Genomic DNA, 19,197 nt, shown 5'->3' on the forward strand with positions numbered 1-19,197 from the left:
CATTGGGGGCGATTTGCGCGGATGACCGGGGCGTCGTACGCGCCGGGCCCTGCGGACCTACCCGACGTGCGGTCCCGCCGTGCGCAGGCGGCCCGTGGCCCGCCCAACCTGGGCCCGCGGACACACTCCGCCGGACGCACAGGCCGACCCCGTGCGACCGACCCGGCCGCGCGCCGCTCGCGCGACGCCACGACCCCGGAGGTGCGACTGTGGAGTCCACGACCAGCCCGACTCCCGCGGGACGCCGGTCGCTGCGCCCCGCAGCCGACCGCGGACCCCGCGCCCGGCTGCGGGGCGCGCTCGCCGTCGTGGCGACCGCCGCCCTGATCGCCGTCTCCGTCCTGGTGGCGCTGCCGGCCCGCGCGGCGTCGTACGAGCTGGTCGTGGACTCCGTGGAGTTCGGGGGTCGGGACGCCGCCCCGGGGGACGGGCAGTGCGCGACCGCCGAGGGCACCTGCACGCTCCGGGCGGCCCTCGAGGAGTCGAACGCGCTGGGCCGCCCGGCCGGCGAGGTGCAGATCACCGTGGCCCCGGGGCTCGCGGGCAACGTCGAGCCCGACGGCAGCAACACCGCCGCGGCGTCGAACCGGCCGAACTGGATGTATCCCACCGCCACCGGGAGCACCGCCGGCCGGGTCTCGACGTACGACGTGGGCGGGGCGTTCTACCACGTCACCGCGCCGGTCGTGATCGACCTCGACAACCGGCTGTCGATCAACGACGGCGCCTACGACACGTCCCAGGGCGCGGCGTTCTACGTCGACGGCCCCGACGTGGTCATCCGCAACGCCTCGCAGATCTTCGGGTCCGGGTCGTCGTTCGTGATGGGCCCGAACGCCGATCGCGTGCTCATCGAGGGCGGCGAGACCCGCACCCGGGCGTCGAACGTCGCCGACCGGTTCCTCACCTTCACCAGCGGGTCGCGCAACATCGTGCTGCGGCACTACACGGTCGGCGGGTTCGCGCACCACAACAAGGGCACGACCGCCAACGCCTCGCGCAGCGGGCTGCTCTGGTTCGACTCGGCGGCGAACACGACCTTCACCAGCTACACGGTCGACGACGTGCTGTTCGACTACCCGACGTCCGGGACGTGCACCGCCACCGACGGCACCGGCTGCGCGACCTCGCTGACCGACTTCCGCACCCGCAACGCCACGAACAACAGCATCCAGGTCACCGGCTTCACCTTCCGGAACTCGACCGTGCGCAACATGCCGGCGACCAAGGGCGTGTTCGCCTTCGCGTTCGGCGACGGCGAGACCCTCGCGAACAACACCTCGATCACGTCCTACGGGGTGACGCTGCGGGACCTGTCGATCACCGACAACCGGTTCCTGGACAACCGGCGGTACAACGCCGGCGCCGCCACGGCGGACCCGACCAAGTACGGCGCGTTCATCGTGCTGCCGTACATCGCGATGCACGGCACGAACCTGATCGCGCGCAACGAGTTCGTGCGGGCGGAGCCGGGCGTGGTCAGCACCAGCACCACCGCCGGCCTGAACCCGTACGCGATCTACCTGCAGGGCAACACCGCCACGGCGAACAACACCACCCAGCGCAACCTCGGGATCGTCGAGAACCACTTCGAGGGGTACGCGGGCCAGTCCGCCATCCGCTTGTACCAGGCGGGCCGCGTGACCGTCGACCGCAACACCTTCGGCCCGGGCGTGTCGAGCACCGCCCGTGGCAGCAACGGTGCGCAGACGGAGGAGACCGGCACCGGCACGGTGATGTTCACGAACGCCTCGAACTCGTCGAACCGGAAGATCAGCACCTGGTACCCGCGCTCGGCCGCCGTGGTCCAGGCCGAGGGCACGTGCTCCGCCCAGGTCGAGGTGACCGCCCTGACGGGGACCGCCAACCAGACCCCGAAGATGCCGGTGCGGGTGTCCTACTACTGGACCGCCGACCGCACCGCCGAGGTGTTCCTGGGCCAGGAGCACTACGACACCCAGGTCAACCGGACGGCCACCCTCGCGCTGCCCCTGGCGGGTGACGACCGGCTCCGGTGGGTCGCCGACCAGCGGGCGGGCACCGTCCCCGTGGACCCGGCCACCGGCGAGGTGGGCGGCTACGTCCGGGTGCAGACCCAGTCGTTCGCGGCCGGCGCGGGCAGCGGGGACCCGGTGGACATCGTCGCCGAGTCGTCCCAGTACTCCCGGGTGGTGCCGCTGTCCGGGTCGTGCGCGCCGGAGCTCACCGTCGATCAGGCTGCCGACCAGGCCGACCCCACGCCGGTCCGCGACCTGCGGTACACCGTGACGTCGACCCTGCCGCTGGACCCGGCCTCGCTGACCGCCGACGACGTCGAGCTCACGGTCGCCCCCACGGCGGACACGCTGGACGAGGCCCGGATCGCCCCGCGGGTGGCGTCGGTGACCGAGGTCGCCGGCTCCGGCGGCACCCGGTTCGAGGTCGTGGCCCGGGTCGACGACTCCGCGACGGTGAGCGCGACGGTCCGCGCCGGCGCCGTCACCTCGACCCGGGGGTTCGCGAACACGTCCGACGCGGGCAGCACGGACGACCAGGTGACGTTCCGCAACCCGCTGACCGTCGACCCGGCGCGGTTCGCGCTCGTCGCGGGGGAGCCGGCAGGCAAGGCGTACACCCTCGGCGTGCGCGCGGACGCGCCGGCGCCGGTGGCCGGGCTGACGTTCACCGCGGTCCTGGACGACACGGCGACCGGCCACGGGGTGGCCCTCAGCACCACGTCGCCGGTCATCCCGGCCGGCGGGCGGTCCGCCGACCCCGTCACGGTGACCGCGGCCGCCGGTGACGTCCCCGCCGGGACACCGGCGACGGTCGCGCACACCGTCCAGTCGGCCGACCCGGCGTACGACGGCCTGGTGGTGCCCGCCGTCACGGCCGCGCTGTACGCCACCGACCCCACGCTGGCGATCGCGAAGCGCGCGTACGTCGGGATGACGGACACGACGAGCGCCGCCGGGATCCGGTCGACCGGGACCGAGGCGCCGGCCGACGCCCGGCTGACCGACCGGGAACCCGTCTGCTTCGTGTACACGGTGACGAACACCTCCGCCGACGACTGGGCGACCGTGCTCACCGACGCGGTGGTCACCGACACCGACACCCGGCTCGGGGACGGCGGCGTCGTCGGGACCGTCCCGCGGCTCGGCATCGGCGAGGCGGCCGAGCTGTTCGCCTGCACCTCCCTGGTGCCGGTGGACACGACCACCGGCCCGGTGGCACCGTGACCGCGCGGGCGCCGGGCGCGGCCGGCCGGCGGCGGGACCGGGCGGCGCGGCACGGCGCGGTCGCCGCGGCGGCCGCGGGGCTGGTCACGGCCCTGGTCGTCGGCGCGGGCACCCACGCCCTGTGGTCCGGCCGGGACACCGCCTCCGGCGGGGTGCTGACCGCCGGCGACCTCGACGCCGAGCTCGGGCAGGGCACCTGGGAGCAGGTCACGCCTGGGGTGCCGGCGCCCGCCTCCGGGCTGCTCACGGGCGACGCCCTCGAGTTCGTGGCGATGCCCGGCGACGTCGTCCGGCTGGTGCAGCCGGTCACGGCGCGGCTGCGCGGGGACAACCTGCGCGCCGGCTTCTCCGTGCGGCACCTCGCCTCCGTGGACAGCAGCCGGTACACGTCGTCGTTCCACGTCGAGGACGCGGACGGTCGCCAGGTCGCCCCCGCCACGGGCGACGCGCCGGCGGGCACGCTGGTCGAGGTGCCGGCGATCGCGGGCGACGACGCCGGGGTGGCCCACCAGTGGCGGGTCGTCGTCCGGGTCGAGGTGGTGGGGGACCACTTCTGGAACCCCGAGGGCCGGCCGGCGGTGAGCGGCGCGTTCTCCCCCGGGGCCCTGATCCTCCGGCTCGAGCAGGTGCGGAACGGCACGGGCTTCGTGGAGACCGGGGGTGCGCCGTGAGCCGCCGCGGGGCGCGGGTCGCGGTCACCGCCCAGGCGACGGCGGTCGTCGTGTTCGGACTGGTGACCGCGGCCCATGCGCTCTGGTCCGTCGACGACGTCGTGCTGCAGCCGATGGTGCAGACGGGTTCCGTGGCGTTCGCCGCCGGGTCGGAGGGCGCCCCGCCGACCGTCTCGGCGGGCGGGGCGGTCGTGCTGACGCTGCCCGGATCCCGGGTCGCGGACGTGCTCGACCGGATGGGCCCGGACCCGGAGCCCGTGCTGTGGCGGTTCACCGCCACCGGCGCCGCCCTGGGCATCGCCGGCCTCAGCTACGACGTGCAGGTCACCGCGCAGGTCGCGCCGGACGGCACGCGCCACGACCTGTCCGGCGGGGTGGCGCGCCCCGGCACGGTGCTGGCGGGCTCGACCATGTCGGTCTACCCGGCGGCGGGCGCGGACGGCACGGACTGCTCGGCCGTCCCCGCCGCGCCCGCGCCCGCCGAGGGCGAGGCCCCGCGCAACGTGCACGCCCACGCCGCCGCGCAGCACGTGCTGCAGCAGCCCGGCGCCAACCCCGACGGGGAGCCGGTGACCCAGACCTGGTGCGTCGCGCTCACCTGGAACCACGACCCCGACGGCCGGTACGCCAACGACGTGCACGTCGTCGCCCGGGGTGCGGACGGCACGTCGAGCCGGGCGCTGGACCAGTGGCGGGCCGGCGTCGCGTTCCCGCCGCTGCTCGACGCCAGCGGGACCTACGCCGGCCGCGGCTCCGTGGCGGCGCTGGGGGAGGACGGCACGACCTCCCGGGCGCACGACGACTGGTGGGCCGTGCTGCACCCGGACCCCGACGGGGAGCCCGACGTCACCCTCACGCTCAGCCCGGCCGTCACCACGCTCGCCACCAGCGGCGCTGCGCCGCCCACCGACCCCTGACCCCCCAGCCCCGGCGCACCGCCCGGTCGCCGGCCCAGCCCGCCCCACCCCGGGGCCCCACCGAAGAGGGAGAGCACGATGAGCACCTCCACCCCCACCCCGGTCGTCGTCGTCAGCGAGGAGACCCGGCGGCGCCGCGGCCTGCTCTGGGTCGCCGGCGGCGCGGCCCTGCTGCTCGGCGGGTCGACCTTCGCCCTGTGGTCGGCGTCGGACACGTTCTCCGGCGGCACCATCACCGCCGGTGACCTGAATGTCGTGGCGACCCGCGACACCACGTTCTGGGACGTGTCCGGCGACCGCACCGACGCCACCGAGACGGTGCCCGGCACCGACGGCTCGCAGCCCGGCCACAGCCTGGACCCGGCCGACGCCAGCACCTGGCGGATCGTCCCGGGCGACAAGGTCGCGGCGACGTTCTCGGCGGACGTCACGCTCGAGGGCGACAACCTGGTCGGCCTGCTGTCCCTCGACGGACTGGACGACCGGACCGGGGCGATCTCGGGGCTGTCCTACAGCTACGAGATCTACCAGGCCGGGAGCCTCGTGGTGCAGGAGACGGCACTGCCCGCGACGGCCGACGCGCCGCTGCTGCACCTCGCCGCGCCGGGCACGGGGCAGGCCGACGGCGCCTCCGACGCCACGGCCGCCGGGGCGGTGGGCGGCGCCGCGGCCACCACCACCGTGTTCCCGATGTCCGGGACCACCGAGGACCTCACCGTCGTCGTCTACGGCTCGTTCTTCACCGACACCGACGGCGACTTCACCTGGAGCGAAGCCGACACGACGGTCACGGGCCGGACGGACGCGACGCTGGCCAGCACGCTGGCCGGGCTCACGCTCCAGCTCACCCAGGTCCGGGACACCGGCGCCCAGTTCTGACGCCGCCGCCTCGTCCCGGGGGCGGGCGCCGTCGCCCCCGCCCTCGGGACGCCCGACCCGTCCGCCGCGTCCGAATCCGTCCGCAGGGAGCCCTCATGTCCGTCGCACCGCGCCGGCCCCGTCCGGCTGCACCCTGGTACGACTCGCCGTGGCGGACCGCCGCCGCGGTGGTCGCGACGGCGCTCACGGTCGCGGCCGTCGGGCTCGTCGTCGCGCTGGCGGTCGTCCCGCGGCTCGCCGGGGGTGCGGCGCTCACCGTGCTCAGCGGCTCGATGGAGCCCGCGCTCGCGCCCGGGGACGTCGTGGTCACCCGCGGCATCACGCCCCGGGACGTCTGCGCCGAGGTCGGCGTCGGCGACGTCGTGACCTACCTGCCGCGACCGGACGACCCGGCCCTGATCACCCACCGCGTCGTCGGCAAGACCATCGGCACCTTCGACGACGGCACCGGCTGCCGCCTGATCACCCAGGGCGACGCCAACACCGCGGTCGACGAGCCGGTGTCCCCGGAGCAGGTGCGCGGCACGCTGCTGTACGGCTTGCCCCGGCTGGGCTGGGCGCGACAGTGGGCCGAGCAGCACCGGCCGGTCGTCTTCGTGCTGGCGGTGCTGGTGCCGCTCGGCTGGGCCGTGGTGAGCAGCTCCCGGCGCCCGCGCACCCGCGCCGTCCTGGTCCCCGGCCCGCTCGGTGGCCCGCCGGCCGCCGCCGACCACCCCCCGCAGGGCGGCGAGTCGCGCGAGCAGGAGCTCCGCGAACGGGAGCTGGTCCTGCGCGAGCGGGAGCTCGCGGTGCGAGAACGCGAGCTCGCCCTGCGCGCCGGCACCCGTCCCTCCTCCACGAACGAGGCATCATGCGCACCTCCCGCCTGACCTCCGCCCACGGCGGCCCGCACGCCGCCGCCCGTGCAGCTGCGTGGGTGCTGGCTCTCGCGCTCGCGCTCGGCGGAGCCAGCGCTCTCGCCGCCCCAGCCCCGGACGCCGGTACCGGCACGGGCGCGGCCGGCGGGCCGGCCGGCGGCGCCGAGCCCTCGGCCGCGGAGCCGGTGTTCCCGGCGGGCTCGGGTACGGCAGCCGTGGTCGGTACCGGCGCGTCTGGTTCCGGGGCCGTGCGCGCGCAGTGGGACGGCCCCACCACCCATCTGGACTGGACCGGGCGCAGGTACGCGACTGCCGAGGCCACGTTCGTCGGTGACCGCGTCGCCGTGCCGGGCGACCAGGCGCAGCGCACGCTCCACCTCGCCAACGCCGGCCCGGGCGGCGCGGTGATGACGGTGAGCCTGCTGCTCACCGACGTGACGCCCGCTGCGCCTGCGGGCGGTGTCGCCGACGCCGTCGAGCTGGTGTGGGACGTCGCCGGAGTCGCGGGCCGCGAGCGGCTCGCCACCCTGCGCGGACCCGGAGGACGCGTCGCCGTGGCGCAGGTCCGGGTCCCGCGCGGCCAGACCGCTGCGGTGACCGTCGGGTTCGCCGTGCCCGCCGAGGTGAGCGCGGCGGGCGGGGACGAACCGGTGCTGCAGTTCGACGTCGAGGCTCGTCTGCAGGGCGAGACCGGACCGGAGGACGTCCCCGCCCTCGCGGTCACCGGCACGCACCTGCTGGGGGCCCTGGCAGTCGCGCTGGGCCTGCTCGCCGCGGGGTGCCTGGCGCGATCGGCGGCGCGTCGTCGCCCGCGCTGCGGCGTCTGCGGCGCCGTCGTCGACGACCGGCCCCGCGGCCGCCCGGACGACCCGGCCGGCGCGGACGCGCCGCTGCCCTGCGGCCGGTGCGGATGGCCGGTCGGCGCGGTGCTCGTGGCGGAGGCAGGCCGATGATCCCGGTGCCGCACTCGTCGGGAACCCGTGCCGGAGCGTCCGCGGCAGGCGTGGAGCCGAGCCCGCCGCGAGCGGTTCGGACGGCCGCGGCCCGCGGCGCCGTCCGCGCGCTGCGCGTGCTGGAGCGCCAGGTCCACGCCGGCGACCCGGACTCGAGCGCGGTCCGGGCCGCGATGGACGACCTGGCGGCGTGGAGCAGGCACGTGGGTGCGGCCGCCGGGCCTCGGCGGCTCCCGGCCCCGACCGGTCCGCGTCCTGGGGCGAGGCCGCGCGGGGACGGCCCGCTCGAGCTGCACGCGACGCCGGTGACGGCGGCGGCGATCCGGGCCTGGGCGAGGCGCCGAGGGCTGCGGGTGTCCGCCGTGGGCCGACTGCCCTCGGCCGTGGTGCGGCTCTACCTGGCGGACCGCGAGCAGTGGCTCGCCCAGGCGCGGATCCCGCGGGACTGGAGCGTGTGGAACGAGAACCGGGTCCGCAAGGCGGGAGCGGCGCACGCTCCGGCGCCTGACCCGCGTGCGGGCGGCAGTGCCCGGGCGCGGCCGCACCGGTCCTGGGCGGCGGGCGACGCGCGGTGAGCGACCAGATCAGCGGGGGCGGTGCCGCGCGCGCCGCCGGGGAGGACGGCAGCCTTGCCACGCACGAGCCGACAGGTCGGAACGGACCCCGACGACGTCATGGCGGCCGTCCTGGCGCAGAACGCCGCCCTGCGCCGACGGGTCCGCGACCTGGAGCTGGCCATGCGCTCCCGGTGGGCGATCGACCAGGCGCTGGGCGTGATCATGGCGCAGAACCGGTGCGACGCCCCGGAGGCGTTCGCGATCCTGCGCCGGGCGTCCCAGAGCCGCAACCAGAAGATGAGCACGCTCGCGCGCAGGATCGTCGCCCAGGTCGCGGGGCGGGTGACGCCGCCGGCGGACGTGGCGACGCGACGTGAGTCGCCGGACGCCGCGCTCTGACCGGAGCAGCGGTCCGGCGACCACCAGGACGGGACCACGGTCCCGCATCGCGGTCGCTCGCCGCGGGCGGCCCGCCGCCACCGCGCGGGGAGCGGCCGTCAGAGCACGACGGCGAGCAGCGCGATGTCGTCGTCGCCGGTCCCGCGGGGGACCATGCGGGCGAGCACGTCGTCGAGGACGTCCTCGGGATCGAGTGCGTCGGGCCCGCCGGCCGCGTCCGCGAGGTCGGACAGCAGGTCCCGGAGCCGGGTCAGCCCGGCGTGCAGGTCCTCGCCCCGGCGCTCGACGAGCCCGTCGGTGAACAGCAGGAGGAGGGAGCCTCGGGGGACGCGGGCGTACCCGCTGCGTCGCTCGGCGGACGGGTCGACCCCGAGAACGAGTCCGGGACGTGCGCCCGGCAGGTCGGCGACGGCGCGGTCCGGGGTGACCAGCACCGGCGGGAGGTGCCCGGCGCTGGCCCAGCGCACCGCGGTGGCACCGGTGCCGTCGTCCGTCGGCTCCAGGCGGACGACGGCCGCGGTGGCGATCGTCTCCAGGCGCGGGTCGGCCAGCGCGGCGTCCAGCCGCTGCAGCACCTCGGCCGGGTCGGCGCCGGTGGCCAGGGCGATGCCGCGCAGCAGGCTGCGGACCTGGCTCATCTGCGCCGCGGCCAGGGCGTCGTGGCCCATGACGTCGCCGATGACGAGGAGGCAGTCGCGCTCACCCCGGTGGAAGGCGTCGTACCAGTCGCCGCCGACGTGGGCGGCCTCGGCGGCCGCGACGTACCGGGCGGCGATCCGGGCGCCCCTGGGCACGACGGGTGGTGTCAGCAGGGCCCGCTGCAGGGTCTCGGCGATCTCCCGGTGCCGCTCGTGCCGGCGCGTGCTGGCCAGCAGCCTGCCCGCCCGGTCCGCCAGCTCGGTGAGCGTGCTGAGCTCGTCGGGCGCGAGGTCCGGCTCGTGGTCGTCGAGGAACAGCGAGATGGCCCCGACCGTGCCCTGGGGCCCGCGCATCGGCACGGTGCAGGCGGCGCGGGGATCGAGCTCGTCCAGCAGCCAGCGGGCGGCCCGCGCGAGGACGAGCGGGCTGAGGGCGCGCACGTCCGGGACCAGCGCGGGCTCCCCGGTGCGGATCGCCTCGTGCAGGGGCGCCTCCGGCGACAGGTCGTGCTGACGGAGGGCCGCGTACCGCGCGACCAGGTCCGACCGGTCGGGGTCGACGTGCCGGCTCGCCAGGTCCCGGAGCCGGCCCCGCTCGTCGACCATGGTGATGACGCACCACGACCCGAGCGCGGGGACCAGCCGCCGGGTGAGGCGGCGGACCGCGTCGAGCACGTCCGGCGCTGACGCGAGGTCGTCGCTCACCGCCGCGAGCAGCGCGTGCCGGCGCGAGGCCGCGGTGGCCGCGCCGGCCGCGGCCTCCAGCGTGGCCGTCGTGGTCGCCGCGAGGTCGCGCATCCCCTCGATCTCCGCCGGCGTCCAGGTCCGCGCCCGCGACTCGTACACGCACAGGGCGCCGAGCACGTGGCCACCGCCGTCCACCAGCGGGACGCCGAGGTAGGAGCGCATCCGGCCGTCGACGACGGGGCCCAGGTCGCGCAACCGGGGGTCGGTGCGTGCGTCGTCGACCACGAGGGGCTCCGCGCCCACGGCGGTGATCGTGCAGGCGACCTCCTCCAGCGGGGCCGTCGCCCCGACCGGCTCCGCGTGCTCACCGGCCGAGGCGACGATCGTCCGCACGTCGGACAGGACGGAGATCTGCGCGTTCTGCGCGCCGAGCGCCTCGCGCGCCCGCCGCGCGACGTGCGCCAGAGGGGCCGCCCCGACCGCCGACAGCAGGCGTCGGGCCGCACCCGTCCGCTCGGGTTCGCCCCGCAGCCGGTCCGCTCGTGCGGCCGCACCCGCGGGCTCCGGCCAGGGCTCGACGCCGCCTTCCGTCATGGCGCTCACGACCTCTCCGCCGGGCTGGTGTCGTGCCGGGCGGGCGCGACCGACGTGGCCGCGACCGGCTCCGCCACGGCCTCACTGTCGGGCGGCCGGGGACCACCGCGGGGCGGTGGCGGGCGGCTCGCGCGGATTGGGTAGGTGGTGCTGCGGTTCGTCCGGGAGGCGGCACGCGACCCGCCGAGGACCTACGGCCCGCACCGGCCGCTTCGTGGTTCTGGCAGGATGCCCCGGTTCGTCCGAATCGCTGCAGGAAGTCAGGGTCATGCGCAGGATCGCCGTCGCCGGCATCGTGGGAGTCGTCGCACTGGGTCTCGTCGGGTGCGGGGAGCTGTCGGTGCACCGCACCGGGTCGCCGGACGCCCGGGAGGTCGCCGAGGCGCGCGCGGCGCTGGCCGAGTAGGCGGGCCCGGGCGGGTCAGTCCGCCGCCTCCGGCGGCCACACCACCCGGAACCGCTCGAGCACGATCTCGTCGGACTCGCTCCACACCGCACCGCGGGCGGCGCAGGTGCGCTCCCAGTAGATGCGGTGCTGCTCGCGCCAGCTGCGCAGGCTGCGGTCGTCCTCGGCCTCGTCGAACGCGAAGTCGGCGTCGACCTCGCGGAACGTCGCGATCCTCAGCTCGACCGTGCGGAGCACCAGAGCGGGCGCGCCGCGGCCGTCGCAGGCGACCCAGTGCGCGCCGACCCGGGGCAGGGACTCTCCGCGGTGGGCGAACTCGGCCACCAGCTCGGCGGTCGCGCGCTTGGCGCCGTGCCGGACGATGCCGAGCAGCTCGTCGCTCAGCTCGACGGAGTCGCCGAACCGGTCGACGACGTACTCGTCGCCCGCGGCGACCGCCTCGGGGTGCGCGGCGACGTACGCGCGCCAGAGCGCCTCGGCGGCGGTGGTGTCGAGCGGTCCGGGCGGGGTGCGGTGCTGGTTCACCCGCGCATCCTGCCAGGCGGCGGCGCGTGCCGGTCGAGGCGGGTGGGCGCGCCCGCCGAGCGGGTGGCCGCGCCGGCGGGGCAACCGACACGTCGAGCGAGTAGTCGCCGACTACTCGCTCGACGTGTCGGTTGCACCCTCGAGGACGGGGCCGGGCGGGGGCCCGGCTACCGTGGCGGCATGGCGATCATCCACCGGGCCACCCTCGTCCCGACCAAGACCGAGCTCGTCGCCGCGTGGCTGCCCGCGCAGCCGTGGTTCGACGGGCCCGCGGACGACGTGCGGCCGGTCGGCGCGTACCGGTTCGACGACCCGGAGGGCGAGGTCGGCATCGAGTCGCACCTGCTCGACGTCGCGGGCCGGCTGGTGCACGTGCCGCTGACCTACCGCGGCGCCCCGCTGGCGGGCGCGGAGGAGTGGCTGGTGGGGACGATGGAGCACTCGGTGCTCGGCACCCGCTGGGTGTACGACGGCCCGGGGGACCCGGTGTACCGCGCCGAGCTCGCCCGGGTGGTCCGCGAGGGCGACACCCAGGTGCGGATGTGGGTGGAGACGCCCGACGGCCGGGAGGAGCGCGAGCCGACGGCGCGGGTGCGGGGGAGCGGGGCCGGCGACGCGGCCGGCGCCGGCGACCCCGAGGTGGTCGTCGTGCGCGAGCCGCTCGCCGGGGCCGACGTCCCGGCGTCCCGGGCGCTCACCGGCACGTGGGCCGGTCAGGACGTCCCGGTGGTGCTGGCCTACCTGGCCTGAGGCGCCGGCGCGCCGCCTACGCGAACAGCGCCTGCCCCAGGAACGGCCCGTCCGGCGCGAGCGCCGGCGTCCCGTCCGCCCCGGTGGGCAGCGCGCCGTCCGGGACGCCCGGCGGCACGGCGAACAGCCCCGACCCGGTGTGCACCAGGTACTCCATCAGCCCGTCCTGCGACGACAGCCGGGTCTGCATCGGCACGTAGTGCGTCCGCGGGTCGACGACGAACGCGAGGAAGAACAGCCCCGCGTCCAGCCGCCCCAGCGCGTCGTTGCCGTCGGTGAAGTTGTACCCGCGGCGCAGCATCCGGACGCCGTCGTTCTGCGTGGGGTGCGCGAGGCGGACGTGCGAGTCGAGCGCGACCAGCGGCTTCCCGTCGCCGCCCGTGGCGTCGAGGTCGGGCTCGGTGAACTCGGTACCGCCCGACAGCGGCGCCCCCTCGCCCTTGGTCCGGCCGACGAGCGCCTCCTGCTCGCGCAGCGAGGAGCGGTCCCAGGTCTCGATGTGCATCCGGATCCGCCGGGCGACGAGGTAGGTGCCGCCGGTGAGCCAGGCCGCGTCGGTGCCGCCCTCGGCCGCGGCGCTCGCGGGCACCCAGACGTGGTCGTCGACGGCGGCCGGCTCCTCGGCCTTGAGGTTGGCGGTGCCGTCCTTGAAGCCGAACAGGTTCCGCGGTGTCTTCTGCGCGGTGCTGGTGGAGGAGGTGCGGCCGTAGCCGAGCTGGGTCCACCGGATGCGGGCGGTGCCGAAGGCGGCGCGGGACAGGTTCCGCACGGCGTGCACGGCGACCTGCGGGTCGTCGGCGCACGCCTGGACCACCAGGTCGCCGTCGCTGCGGGCCGGGTCGAGGTCGTCGCCGGCGAAGTGCGGCAGCGTGATGAGCCCGGCGGGCAGCCGCCCGGCGAGCCCGAACCGGTCCGCCTCGGCCCCGGGCGCCCCGACGAACAGCGACCGCCCGAAGCCGACCGTGATCGTCAGCCCCGCGGCCGGCAGGTCGGCCGCCTCACCGGTGTCGTCCGGCGGCGCGTCGTACGGGCCGGAGGCGGGGTCGAACCGGCCGGCGGGCAGGCCCTGCGTCATGCGGGCGGCCATCACGGTCCACCGGCGCAGCAGGTCGACGAGCGCGTCGCGGTCGGTGGTCGTCACGTCGAACGCGGCGAGGTAGAGCCGGTCCTGCGCGGGCGTGACGATCCCGGCCTGGTGCGCGCCGGTGAACGGGTAGGTGCGGTCGGCGGCGGACCCGGCGGACGCCCCTGAAGACCGCGCCTGCTCGACCGCCGTCGTGGCCGCGGCCCCGGCGGCCGCCGCCCCGACGACGAGGCCGCCGCCGAGGCCGAGCAGCGCCCGCCGGGACATCCCGCGCCGGGCCCCGGCGGGCGCGCCGGTCCCGGGCGCGGCGTCGTCCGCCGCGCCCGGGACCCCCGTGTGCCCGCCCGTGTCAGGCCCCCGTCACGGTGCTGGTCAGCCGGGACAGCGGCTCGGACAGCGCGTCCACGGCGGCGGCCAGCTCGGTGACCTGCGCGTCGGTCAGGTCGGTGTACGGCGCGAAGCCCGCCTCGATCGAGCCCTGCGCGGCGAGCAGCGCCTCGAGCTCCACGAACCGCTGGTCGAGGTCGGCGGCCAGGTCGGGGTCCTGCTCGGTGACGACGTCCTGCAGCACCTCGTACGCGACGCGGGCGCCGTCGACGTTGGCCTGGAAGTCCCAGAGGTCGGTGTGCGACCAGATCTCCTCCTCGCCGGTGACCTTGCCGGTGGCGACCTCGTCGAGCAGGCCCTTGGCGCCGTTGGCGATCTGGAACGCCTCGAAGGTGAACCCGTCGGCGGTCACCTGGTCGACGAGCTTCTGGGTGTTCGCGACCAGGTCGTCCGCGGCGGCGACGCGCTCCTCGGGCGTCAGCGGCACGTAGGTCGCGCCGCCGTTCGCGTCGGGCGCGGGCTGCCACAGGTCCTTCTCGACCAGGTGCCAGCCGGTCCAGGCCTGGCCGTCCTCGAGGTCGGCCTCGCGCAGGTCGAGCGCGGGGTCGAGGTCGCCGAACGACTCGGCGACGGGCTCGACGCGCTCCCAGTGCACGCGGGTCGCGGCGTACAGCTCCCGCGCCCGGTCGTCGTCGCCGGCGGCGTAGGCGTCGGCGAACTCCTGCGTGCCGGCGATCAGGGAGCCGACCTGGTCCTTCACGTAGGCGACGTACGACGTCTCGGCGGCGGCGAGCTGGTCCGCGGTGTCACCCGTCGGCCCGACGTCCTGGCCGGAGTCGGTGACGGTGAACGCGGCGCGGATGCCGTCGCCGACCATGCCCGGCTTGCAGGCGGTGTAGTAGTCACCGGGCGCGGCCTGGACCACGAGGTCGCGGGAGATGCCGGGCCCGATGTTCTCGATCTCGGACACGATCCGCAGACCGTCGTCGGCCAGCAGGTAGAACTCGGTGACGTCGCTGCCGTCGTTGGTGACGGAGAACGTCAGGGTGCCGCTCGGCGCGCTGTCGGCGGACACCTCGCAGGCGTCGGCGGTGGAGCTCACGGTCAGCGCGCCGGCGGCGTCGCTGCTGGCCGCGCCGCCGGCGGGGTCGTTCGGGACGCACGCCGCGAGCAGCGGCAGCAGGGCGACCGCGGCGGCGGCGCTCCAGGAGGTGCGGGACATCGGGGCTCCTTCTCGGGGCACGGGTCGACGAGCCGGGGCGGCGGCGGGGGCGCCGCGCGCGGTGCTCGCGGGTCAGGCGGCGGGCAGGGGGGAGGTCGTGGCCGGTGCGGGCGCCGCGGGGCGCGCGGGCGGGCGGCGGAAGGCGGTCCGCACGAAGAAGGTCATGGTCGGGACCACGTACGCGGCCCACGCGATCGCCTGCAGCCAGGTGGTCGCCGGCGTGAAGTTGAGGACGCCCTTCAGCAGCGTGCCGTACCAGCTGGTCGGCGGGACGGCGGCCGAGACGTCGAACGCCAGGGTGTGCAGGCCGGGCAGGATGCCGGCCTCCTGCAGGTCGTGGACGCCGTAGGACAGCACGCCCGCGGCGACGAGCACGAGGAAGGCGCCGGTCCAGGCGAAGAACGCCTGCAGGTCGAGCCGCAGCACGCCCCGGTACAGCGCCCACGCGACGAGCACCGCAGTGGCCAGGCCGAGCGCGGCGCCCAGCAGGGGAGCGGCGGTGCCGCCGCGCGCGCCGGTCGTGGTCGCCTGCGCGCTCGCCCACAGGAACAGCGCGGTCTCCAGGCCCTCGCGGCCGACGGCCAGGCACGCCATGACCACGACGGCCCGGCGGCCCGCCGCGACGGCGTCGTCCAGCTTGTGCTGCAGGTCGCCCTTGAGGTGCCGGGCGGTGCGCGCCATCCAGAAGATCATCCAGGTCACGAGCCCGACGGCGACGATCGACAGCGAGCCGCCGATCGCCTCCTGCGCGGTGAACGACAGGCCCTGCGGCCCGAAGGTCAGCAGAGCGCCGAACCCGAGCGACACCGCCACCGCCACGCCCACCCCGGCCCAGAGCGCGGGGAGCAGGTCGCGGCGCCCGGTGCGCACCAGGTAGGCGATGAGGATGCTGACGACGAGGGCGGCCTCGAGGCCCTCGCGCAGGCCGATCAGGTAGTTCGCGACCATCGGGCGGCTCCGACGCGGGTGGTGGTGGACGGCACGGGCGTGCCCGGCCCGGGGTGCCGGGAGGGCCCCGCCGGCTAAGGCGAGGCGAACCTTACTCGCGCCACGGGGTGCCGCGGTACACCGTTCCGGGTCGCGACCGCGCGGATGCCGGCCGGGCCGGAAGACGCCCCACGTCAGGGGGGCAAATCGGGACTTTCGTCCCCACGCCGCCGCCGCGTTCCCGTGGCCCGGGCGGGTCCGGCGGCGGCCGGTGCACGAACGACGCACACCGACCCCGTCCCCCACGCCAACGGGCCCCGGGGTGCCGGTGCCGGCCCCGCAATACCTACGCAAAGGGCGCCGTCCACCGCCCGAATGGCATTTCCCATCGAATGTGCACGGTCGCCCGACGGCCTGTCCCGAATGATCTCAGTCGCGGCGAAAGTGCAGGTCAGAGGCACTTTTGCGTTGTGGTGACGAGCCCGTTGCAATGGGTGTCACGTGTCCGGTGATCGGTTCTTCAGCTGCAGGAGGTGTCGTGGTTTCTCGTCTCGCCCCGGCGTCGCTCCTCGGGATCACCGCGGACTCCACGGTGGTCGCCCTGGTGCTGGGCGCCGTGGGCGTGCTGGCGGCCGTCGCGCTCCTGGTCGTGCTGCGGACGCGCCGACGGCGGGCGGGGCGCGGCGGGACTTCCGCCGGCGCCGCCCCCGCGACGGGCCCGGCTTCCGCCGGGCCGGGCCCGGCACCCGCCGGGCCGGGGGTCGCCCCCGAGGCCCCCGGCCCGGACGGGGTCGCGCTCGGCTACGTGCCCGAAGGTGCGCCGGCCTCACCGTCGACGGGCGCGATCGCCCTCGTCCCCGGCGCCGGCGGGGCGCCCGCCTCCGGCCCGGTGCCGGTCCCGGCGCACGGCGCCGACCTCGCCCCGGCCGGTACCGCCGGGCACGGCGGCGGCGACCCCGACCCGCACGCGGCGTCCTCGGCCGCGTTCGCCGTGGCCGCGCGCCGCGACATCTCCCTGCTCAACCGCCAGCTCCAGGCCCTCGACGAGCTCGAGCAGACCGAGACCGACCCCGACACGCTGCAGCAGCTCTTCCTGCTGGACAACCTGACGATGCGGCTGCGCCGCGGCGCCGAGTCCCTGCTCGTGCTCGCCGGCAGCCCGCCGGGCCGGCGGGTGCGGGAGGCGATCCCGGTGTCGGACGTCGTCCGCACGGCCAGCGCGCAGATCGAGGCGTACGAGCGCGTCCGCGTCGACCTGACGGACGACCCGCCGCTCGCGGCGGTGCACGTCGTCCCGGTCGCGCACCTGCTCGCCGAGCTGCTGGAGAACGCGACGGTGTTCTCGCCGCCGGACACGGTGGTCGACGTCGTCGGGCTGTGCGACCCCGAGGCCATGCACGTCACGGTCCGCGACAGCGGCCTGGGGATGACGGCCGACGAGCTCGCCCGGGCGACCGCCGCGCTCGCGTCCCGCGCCGGGGTCACCGCGGGGACCGACCGGCTCGGCCTCGTCGTGGTCGGTCGGATCGCGCACCGGCTCGGCATCGACGTGACGTTCGCGCCCCGGACCGACGGCGCGGGCACCGAGGTGACCGTGCGGCTGGCCCGGGAGCTGTTCGACGTGGCCGGCCCGGACGAGGCGGACACCGGCGCACCCGCCGACTCGGCCCCGGTGCTGCCCGAGCCCGTCGTGCTGCCGCCGGTGCTCGACCCGGACGCCCTCGCCCCGCCGTTCGCCGACGGGGTCGCCGGCCTCCCGGGGATCCCGGACGCCTACGTCCCCGAGCGCGCCGCGGACGACCTGCCCGGCCGCCACGCCGGCGTCCCCGGGCCGCGGCGCAGCACCCGGTCGCGGGCGCACGCGGCCGAGGAGCTCTCGCCCGAGCACGCGGCGCTGCCGTCGTTCGACGCCATCCTCGCGGGGACGCCCGCGGGCGACGACGCGGGCGGGCTGCCCCGGCGCGCGGTGCCGGGCGCCGCCCTCCCGGCCGAGCCCCCGGTCTACGGCTTCGTCCAGCCGCACCCCGAGGTGCCGCACGCGCCGGGGTCGCACGCCGCGCCGCGCCGCCACGCCGCGCACCCCGCGACCGAGCCGGTCCCCGTCGCGGCCGAGCAGGTCGCCGAGCCGGTGGCCGCGCCGGTCGTCGCGCCGGTCACCTCCGGCCAGACCTTCCTGCCGCAGGACCCCGCGGGCCCGACCCCGGCGTGGTCCCCGGAGGGCCTGCCGGACGCGTCCCGCGCGTGGACCGGCGAGCAGTCCTCGCTCGCCGAGCGCGCCTCGCTCCAGCAGCAGGCGCTGGCCGCGCTCAGCAGCATGTCGTCCTACCGCCCGCAGGTGGCCGAGGCGGGCGGCGGGACTCTCGCCCGCCGGTCCCCGGTCGCGGTGGACGCCGCCACGGACCTCGCCGAGGAGGCCATCGTGCGCGACGCCGAGGCCCTGCGCGCCCGGCTGACGGCCTTTCGCGACGCCACCCTGCGCGGCCGCGCGAACGGCGCCGCCGCCCCTCTCGACCTCCCTGCCCCGACCCCGCTCGCCGAGGAGATGCGATGACCGACCCGACACCACGCCGCCGGGAGTTCGTCTGGCTCCTGGACGAGTTCGTGCGGTCCACGCCCGGGACGACGTTCGCGCTGGTCGTCTCCGCGGACGGGCTGCTCATGACCATGTCGCAGGGGGTGGACCGGACCCGCGGGGACCAGCTCGCGGCGATCGTCTCCGGCATCTCCAGCCTCACCCGCGGCGCCGCGCGGGAGCTCGGTGGCCGCCAGGTCGCCCAGTGCGTCGTCGAGCTGGACTCCGGCTTCCTCGTGCTGATGAACGTCTCCGGCGGGTCGGTGCTCGCCGTCGCGGCGGACACCACGTGCGACGTCGGCGTCGTCGGCTACGAGATGGCGATGCTGGCCAGCCGCGCGCAGACCACCCTCACGCCGCAGCTGGTGTCCGACCTGCGGCGCGAGCTCCCCGTCGACAGCCCCAGCCGGACGGAGGTCTGACGCCGTGCCCGACTCCCCGCGCCGTGCCGCCCCGGAGGTCCGCCCGTACGTCATCACCGGCGGCCGGACCCGGGCGGAGGGCGACGACGTGCGTCTGGACACGCTGGTGCACGCGGACGGGTCGACCCACCCGGCGCTCACCGCGGAGCAGCGCGCGGTGCTCGCCGGCCTGGCCGGGACCTACCTCACCGTGGCGGAGATCGCCGCGCGGATCGAGGTGCCCCTGGGCGTCGCCCAGATCCTCGTGGCGGACCTGGTCCGGGCCGGGGCGGTCCGGGTGCACGACGCCGCCGTGCCCGGGATGGGCGCGGCCGCGGCGGCCGACCAGGAGCAGCGCTATCTCATCCTCGACGTCCTGGAGAGTGTCTACGATGGCATTTCCGCCCTCTGAGGGCCCGGACCCGCGGGGTCCGGCGCGCACCGGGCTGCCGGACGGCGTCCCGGCGCCGCACGCGAACGGCCACGCGGCGACGCACCGGGCGCAGGCGCCGACGGTCGTGAAGATCGTCGTGGCGGGCGGGTTCGCCGTCGGCAAGACGACGTTCATCGGGTCGATCTCCGACATCGAGCCGCTGAACACCGAGGCCGC

Annotated in this window: 18 protein-coding genes and 1 pseudogene; 14 read left to right on the forward strand and 5 right to left on the reverse strand. The window is 76.7% G+C overall.

The features are described 5' to 3' along the window. The first annotated feature begins 209 nt into the window (after window positions 1–209). The 8 genes from FS882_RS18590 to FS882_RS18625 all read left to right on the forward strand — a co-directional run bounded on the left by FS882_RS18590 (window position 210) and on the right by FS882_RS18625 (window position 8,454). Window positions 210–3,221, forward strand: coding sequence for a hypothetical protein (locus tag FS882_RS18590; protein ID WP_158375376.1), 3,012 nt, complete (start codon window positions 210–212; stop codon window positions 3,219–3,221). After that, window positions 3,218–3,892, forward strand: a complete 675-nt coding sequence (locus FS882_RS18595) for a hypothetical protein (RefSeq protein WP_158375378.1) — start codon at window positions 3,218–3,220, stop codon at window positions 3,890–3,892. Before FS882_RS18590 ends, FS882_RS18595 begins: the two co-directional genes overlap by 4 nt. Next, on the forward strand, window positions 3,889–4,809 hold the full coding sequence (locus tag FS882_RS18600) for a hypothetical protein (RefSeq protein WP_158375380.1): 921 nt from the start codon (window positions 3,889–3,891) through the stop codon (window positions 4,807–4,809). The genes FS882_RS18595 and FS882_RS18600 overlap by 4 nt, the downstream gene beginning before the upstream one ends. Before the next feature lie 78 nt (window positions 4,810–4,887). Continuing rightward, window positions 4,888–5,688: an alternate-type signal peptide domain-containing protein gene (locus tag FS882_RS18605; RefSeq protein ID WP_158375382.1), complete on the forward strand. Its 801-nt coding sequence runs from the start codon at window positions 4,888–4,890 to the stop codon at window positions 5,686–5,688. A gap of 95 nt (window positions 5,689–5,783) precedes the next feature. After that, window positions 5,784–6,557, forward strand: a complete 774-nt coding sequence (locus FS882_RS18610) for a signal peptidase I (protein ID WP_158375384.1) — start codon at window positions 5,784–5,786, stop codon at window positions 6,555–6,557. After that, window positions 6,539–7,498 (forward strand): hypothetical protein, encoded by a 960-nt coding sequence (locus tag FS882_RS18615; protein WP_158375386.1) that lies wholly within the window; start codon window positions 6,539–6,541, stop codon window positions 7,496–7,498. The genes FS882_RS18610 and FS882_RS18615 overlap by 19 nt, the downstream gene beginning before the upstream one ends. Window positions 7,499–7,860: 362 nt before the next feature. Then, window positions 7,861–8,073, forward strand: a complete 213-nt coding sequence (locus FS882_RS21440) for a hypothetical protein (RefSeq protein ID WP_222848263.1) — start codon at window positions 7,861–7,863, stop codon at window positions 8,071–8,073. Window positions 8,074–8,127: 54 nt separating this feature from the next. Further along, complete coding sequence (locus FS882_RS18625; protein ID WP_158375390.1) at window positions 8,128–8,454, forward strand: ANTAR domain-containing protein; 327 nt, start codon at window positions 8,128–8,130, stop codon at window positions 8,452–8,454. Between the two features lie 98 nt (window positions 8,455–8,552). On the opposite strand, the gene FS882_RS18630 is transcribed toward FS882_RS18625, so the two are convergent. Further along, window positions 8,553–10,373 carry a SpoIIE family protein phosphatase gene (locus tag FS882_RS18630; RefSeq protein WP_262348403.1) on the reverse strand — a complete coding sequence of 607 codons (1,821 nt, stop codon included), beginning with the start codon at window positions 10,371–10,373 and terminating at the stop codon, window positions 8,553–8,555. Between the two features lie 268 nt (window positions 10,374–10,641). Between FS882_RS18630 and FS882_RS21180 the strand changes: the two genes are divergently transcribed. Continuing rightward, window positions 10,642–10,779, forward strand: coding sequence for a hypothetical protein (locus FS882_RS21180; RefSeq protein ID WP_187365379.1), 138 nt, complete (start codon window positions 10,642–10,644; stop codon window positions 10,777–10,779). A 15-nt stretch (window positions 10,780–10,794) separates the two neighbouring features. On the opposite strand, the gene FS882_RS18635 is transcribed toward FS882_RS21180, so the two are convergent. After that, window positions 10,795–11,304 carry an ASCH domain-containing protein gene (locus FS882_RS18635; RefSeq protein WP_158375394.1) on the reverse strand — a complete coding sequence of 170 codons (510 nt, stop codon included), beginning with the start codon at window positions 11,302–11,304 and terminating at the stop codon, window positions 10,795–10,797. A 180-nt stretch (window positions 11,305–11,484) separates the two neighbouring features. On the opposite strand from FS882_RS18635, the gene FS882_RS18640 reads away from it, so the two are divergent. Next, window positions 11,485–12,054: a CG0192-related protein gene (locus FS882_RS18640; protein WP_158375396.1), complete on the forward strand. Its 570-nt coding sequence runs from the start codon at window positions 11,485–11,487 to the stop codon at window positions 12,052–12,054. A 16-nt stretch (window positions 12,055–12,070) separates the two neighbouring features. On the opposite strand, the gene efeB is transcribed toward FS882_RS18640, so the two are convergent. From efeB to efeU, 3 genes are all read right to left on the reverse strand, one after another. Next, window positions 12,071–13,405, reverse strand: coding sequence for an iron uptake transporter deferrochelatase/peroxidase subunit (gene efeB / locus FS882_RS18645; protein ID WP_158375398.1), 1,335 nt, complete (start codon window positions 13,403–13,405; stop codon window positions 12,071–12,073). Window positions 13,406–13,487: 82 nt separating this feature from the next. Then, on the reverse strand, window positions 13,488–14,687 hold the full coding sequence (gene efeO / locus FS882_RS18650; RefSeq protein ID WP_158375400.1) for an iron uptake system protein EfeO: 1,200 nt from the start codon (window positions 14,685–14,687) through the stop codon (window positions 13,488–13,490). Between the two features lie 72 nt (window positions 14,688–14,759). After that, complete coding sequence (efeU, locus tag FS882_RS18655) at window positions 14,760–15,635, reverse strand: iron uptake transporter permease EfeU (protein ID WP_158375402.1); 876 nt, start codon at window positions 15,633–15,635, stop codon at window positions 14,760–14,762. A gap of 517 nt (window positions 15,636–16,152) precedes the next feature. Here efeU and FS882_RS18660 point away from each other — a divergent pair. From FS882_RS18660 to FS882_RS18675, 4 genes and pseudogenes are all read left to right on the forward strand, one after another. Then, window positions 16,153–18,165: an ATP-binding protein gene (locus FS882_RS18660; protein ID WP_158375404.1), complete on the forward strand. Its 2,013-nt coding sequence runs from the start codon at window positions 16,153–16,155 to the stop codon at window positions 18,163–18,165. Next, window positions 18,162–18,608, forward strand: a complete 447-nt coding sequence (locus FS882_RS18665; protein ID WP_158375406.1) for a roadblock/LC7 domain-containing protein — start codon at window positions 18,162–18,164, stop codon at window positions 18,606–18,608. The genes FS882_RS18660 and FS882_RS18665 overlap by 4 nt, the downstream gene beginning before the upstream one ends. A 4-nt stretch (window positions 18,609–18,612) precedes the next feature. Further along, a complete protein-coding gene (locus tag FS882_RS18670; RefSeq protein WP_158375408.1) occupies window positions 18,613–18,999 on the forward strand; it encodes a DUF742 domain-containing protein in 387 nt (128 codons plus the stop codon). Continuing rightward, window positions 18,980–19,197, forward strand: a pseudogene (locus tag FS882_RS18675) (hypothetical protein); the annotation flags it as partial. The gene FS882_RS18670 and the pseudogene FS882_RS18675, both read left to right, overlap by 20 nt.

Source organism: Cellulosimicrobium cellulans, from assembly GCF_007679345.1.
GTDB lineage: Bacteria > Actinomycetota > Actinomycetes > Actinomycetales > Cellulomonadaceae > Cellulomonas > Cellulomonas cellulans_A.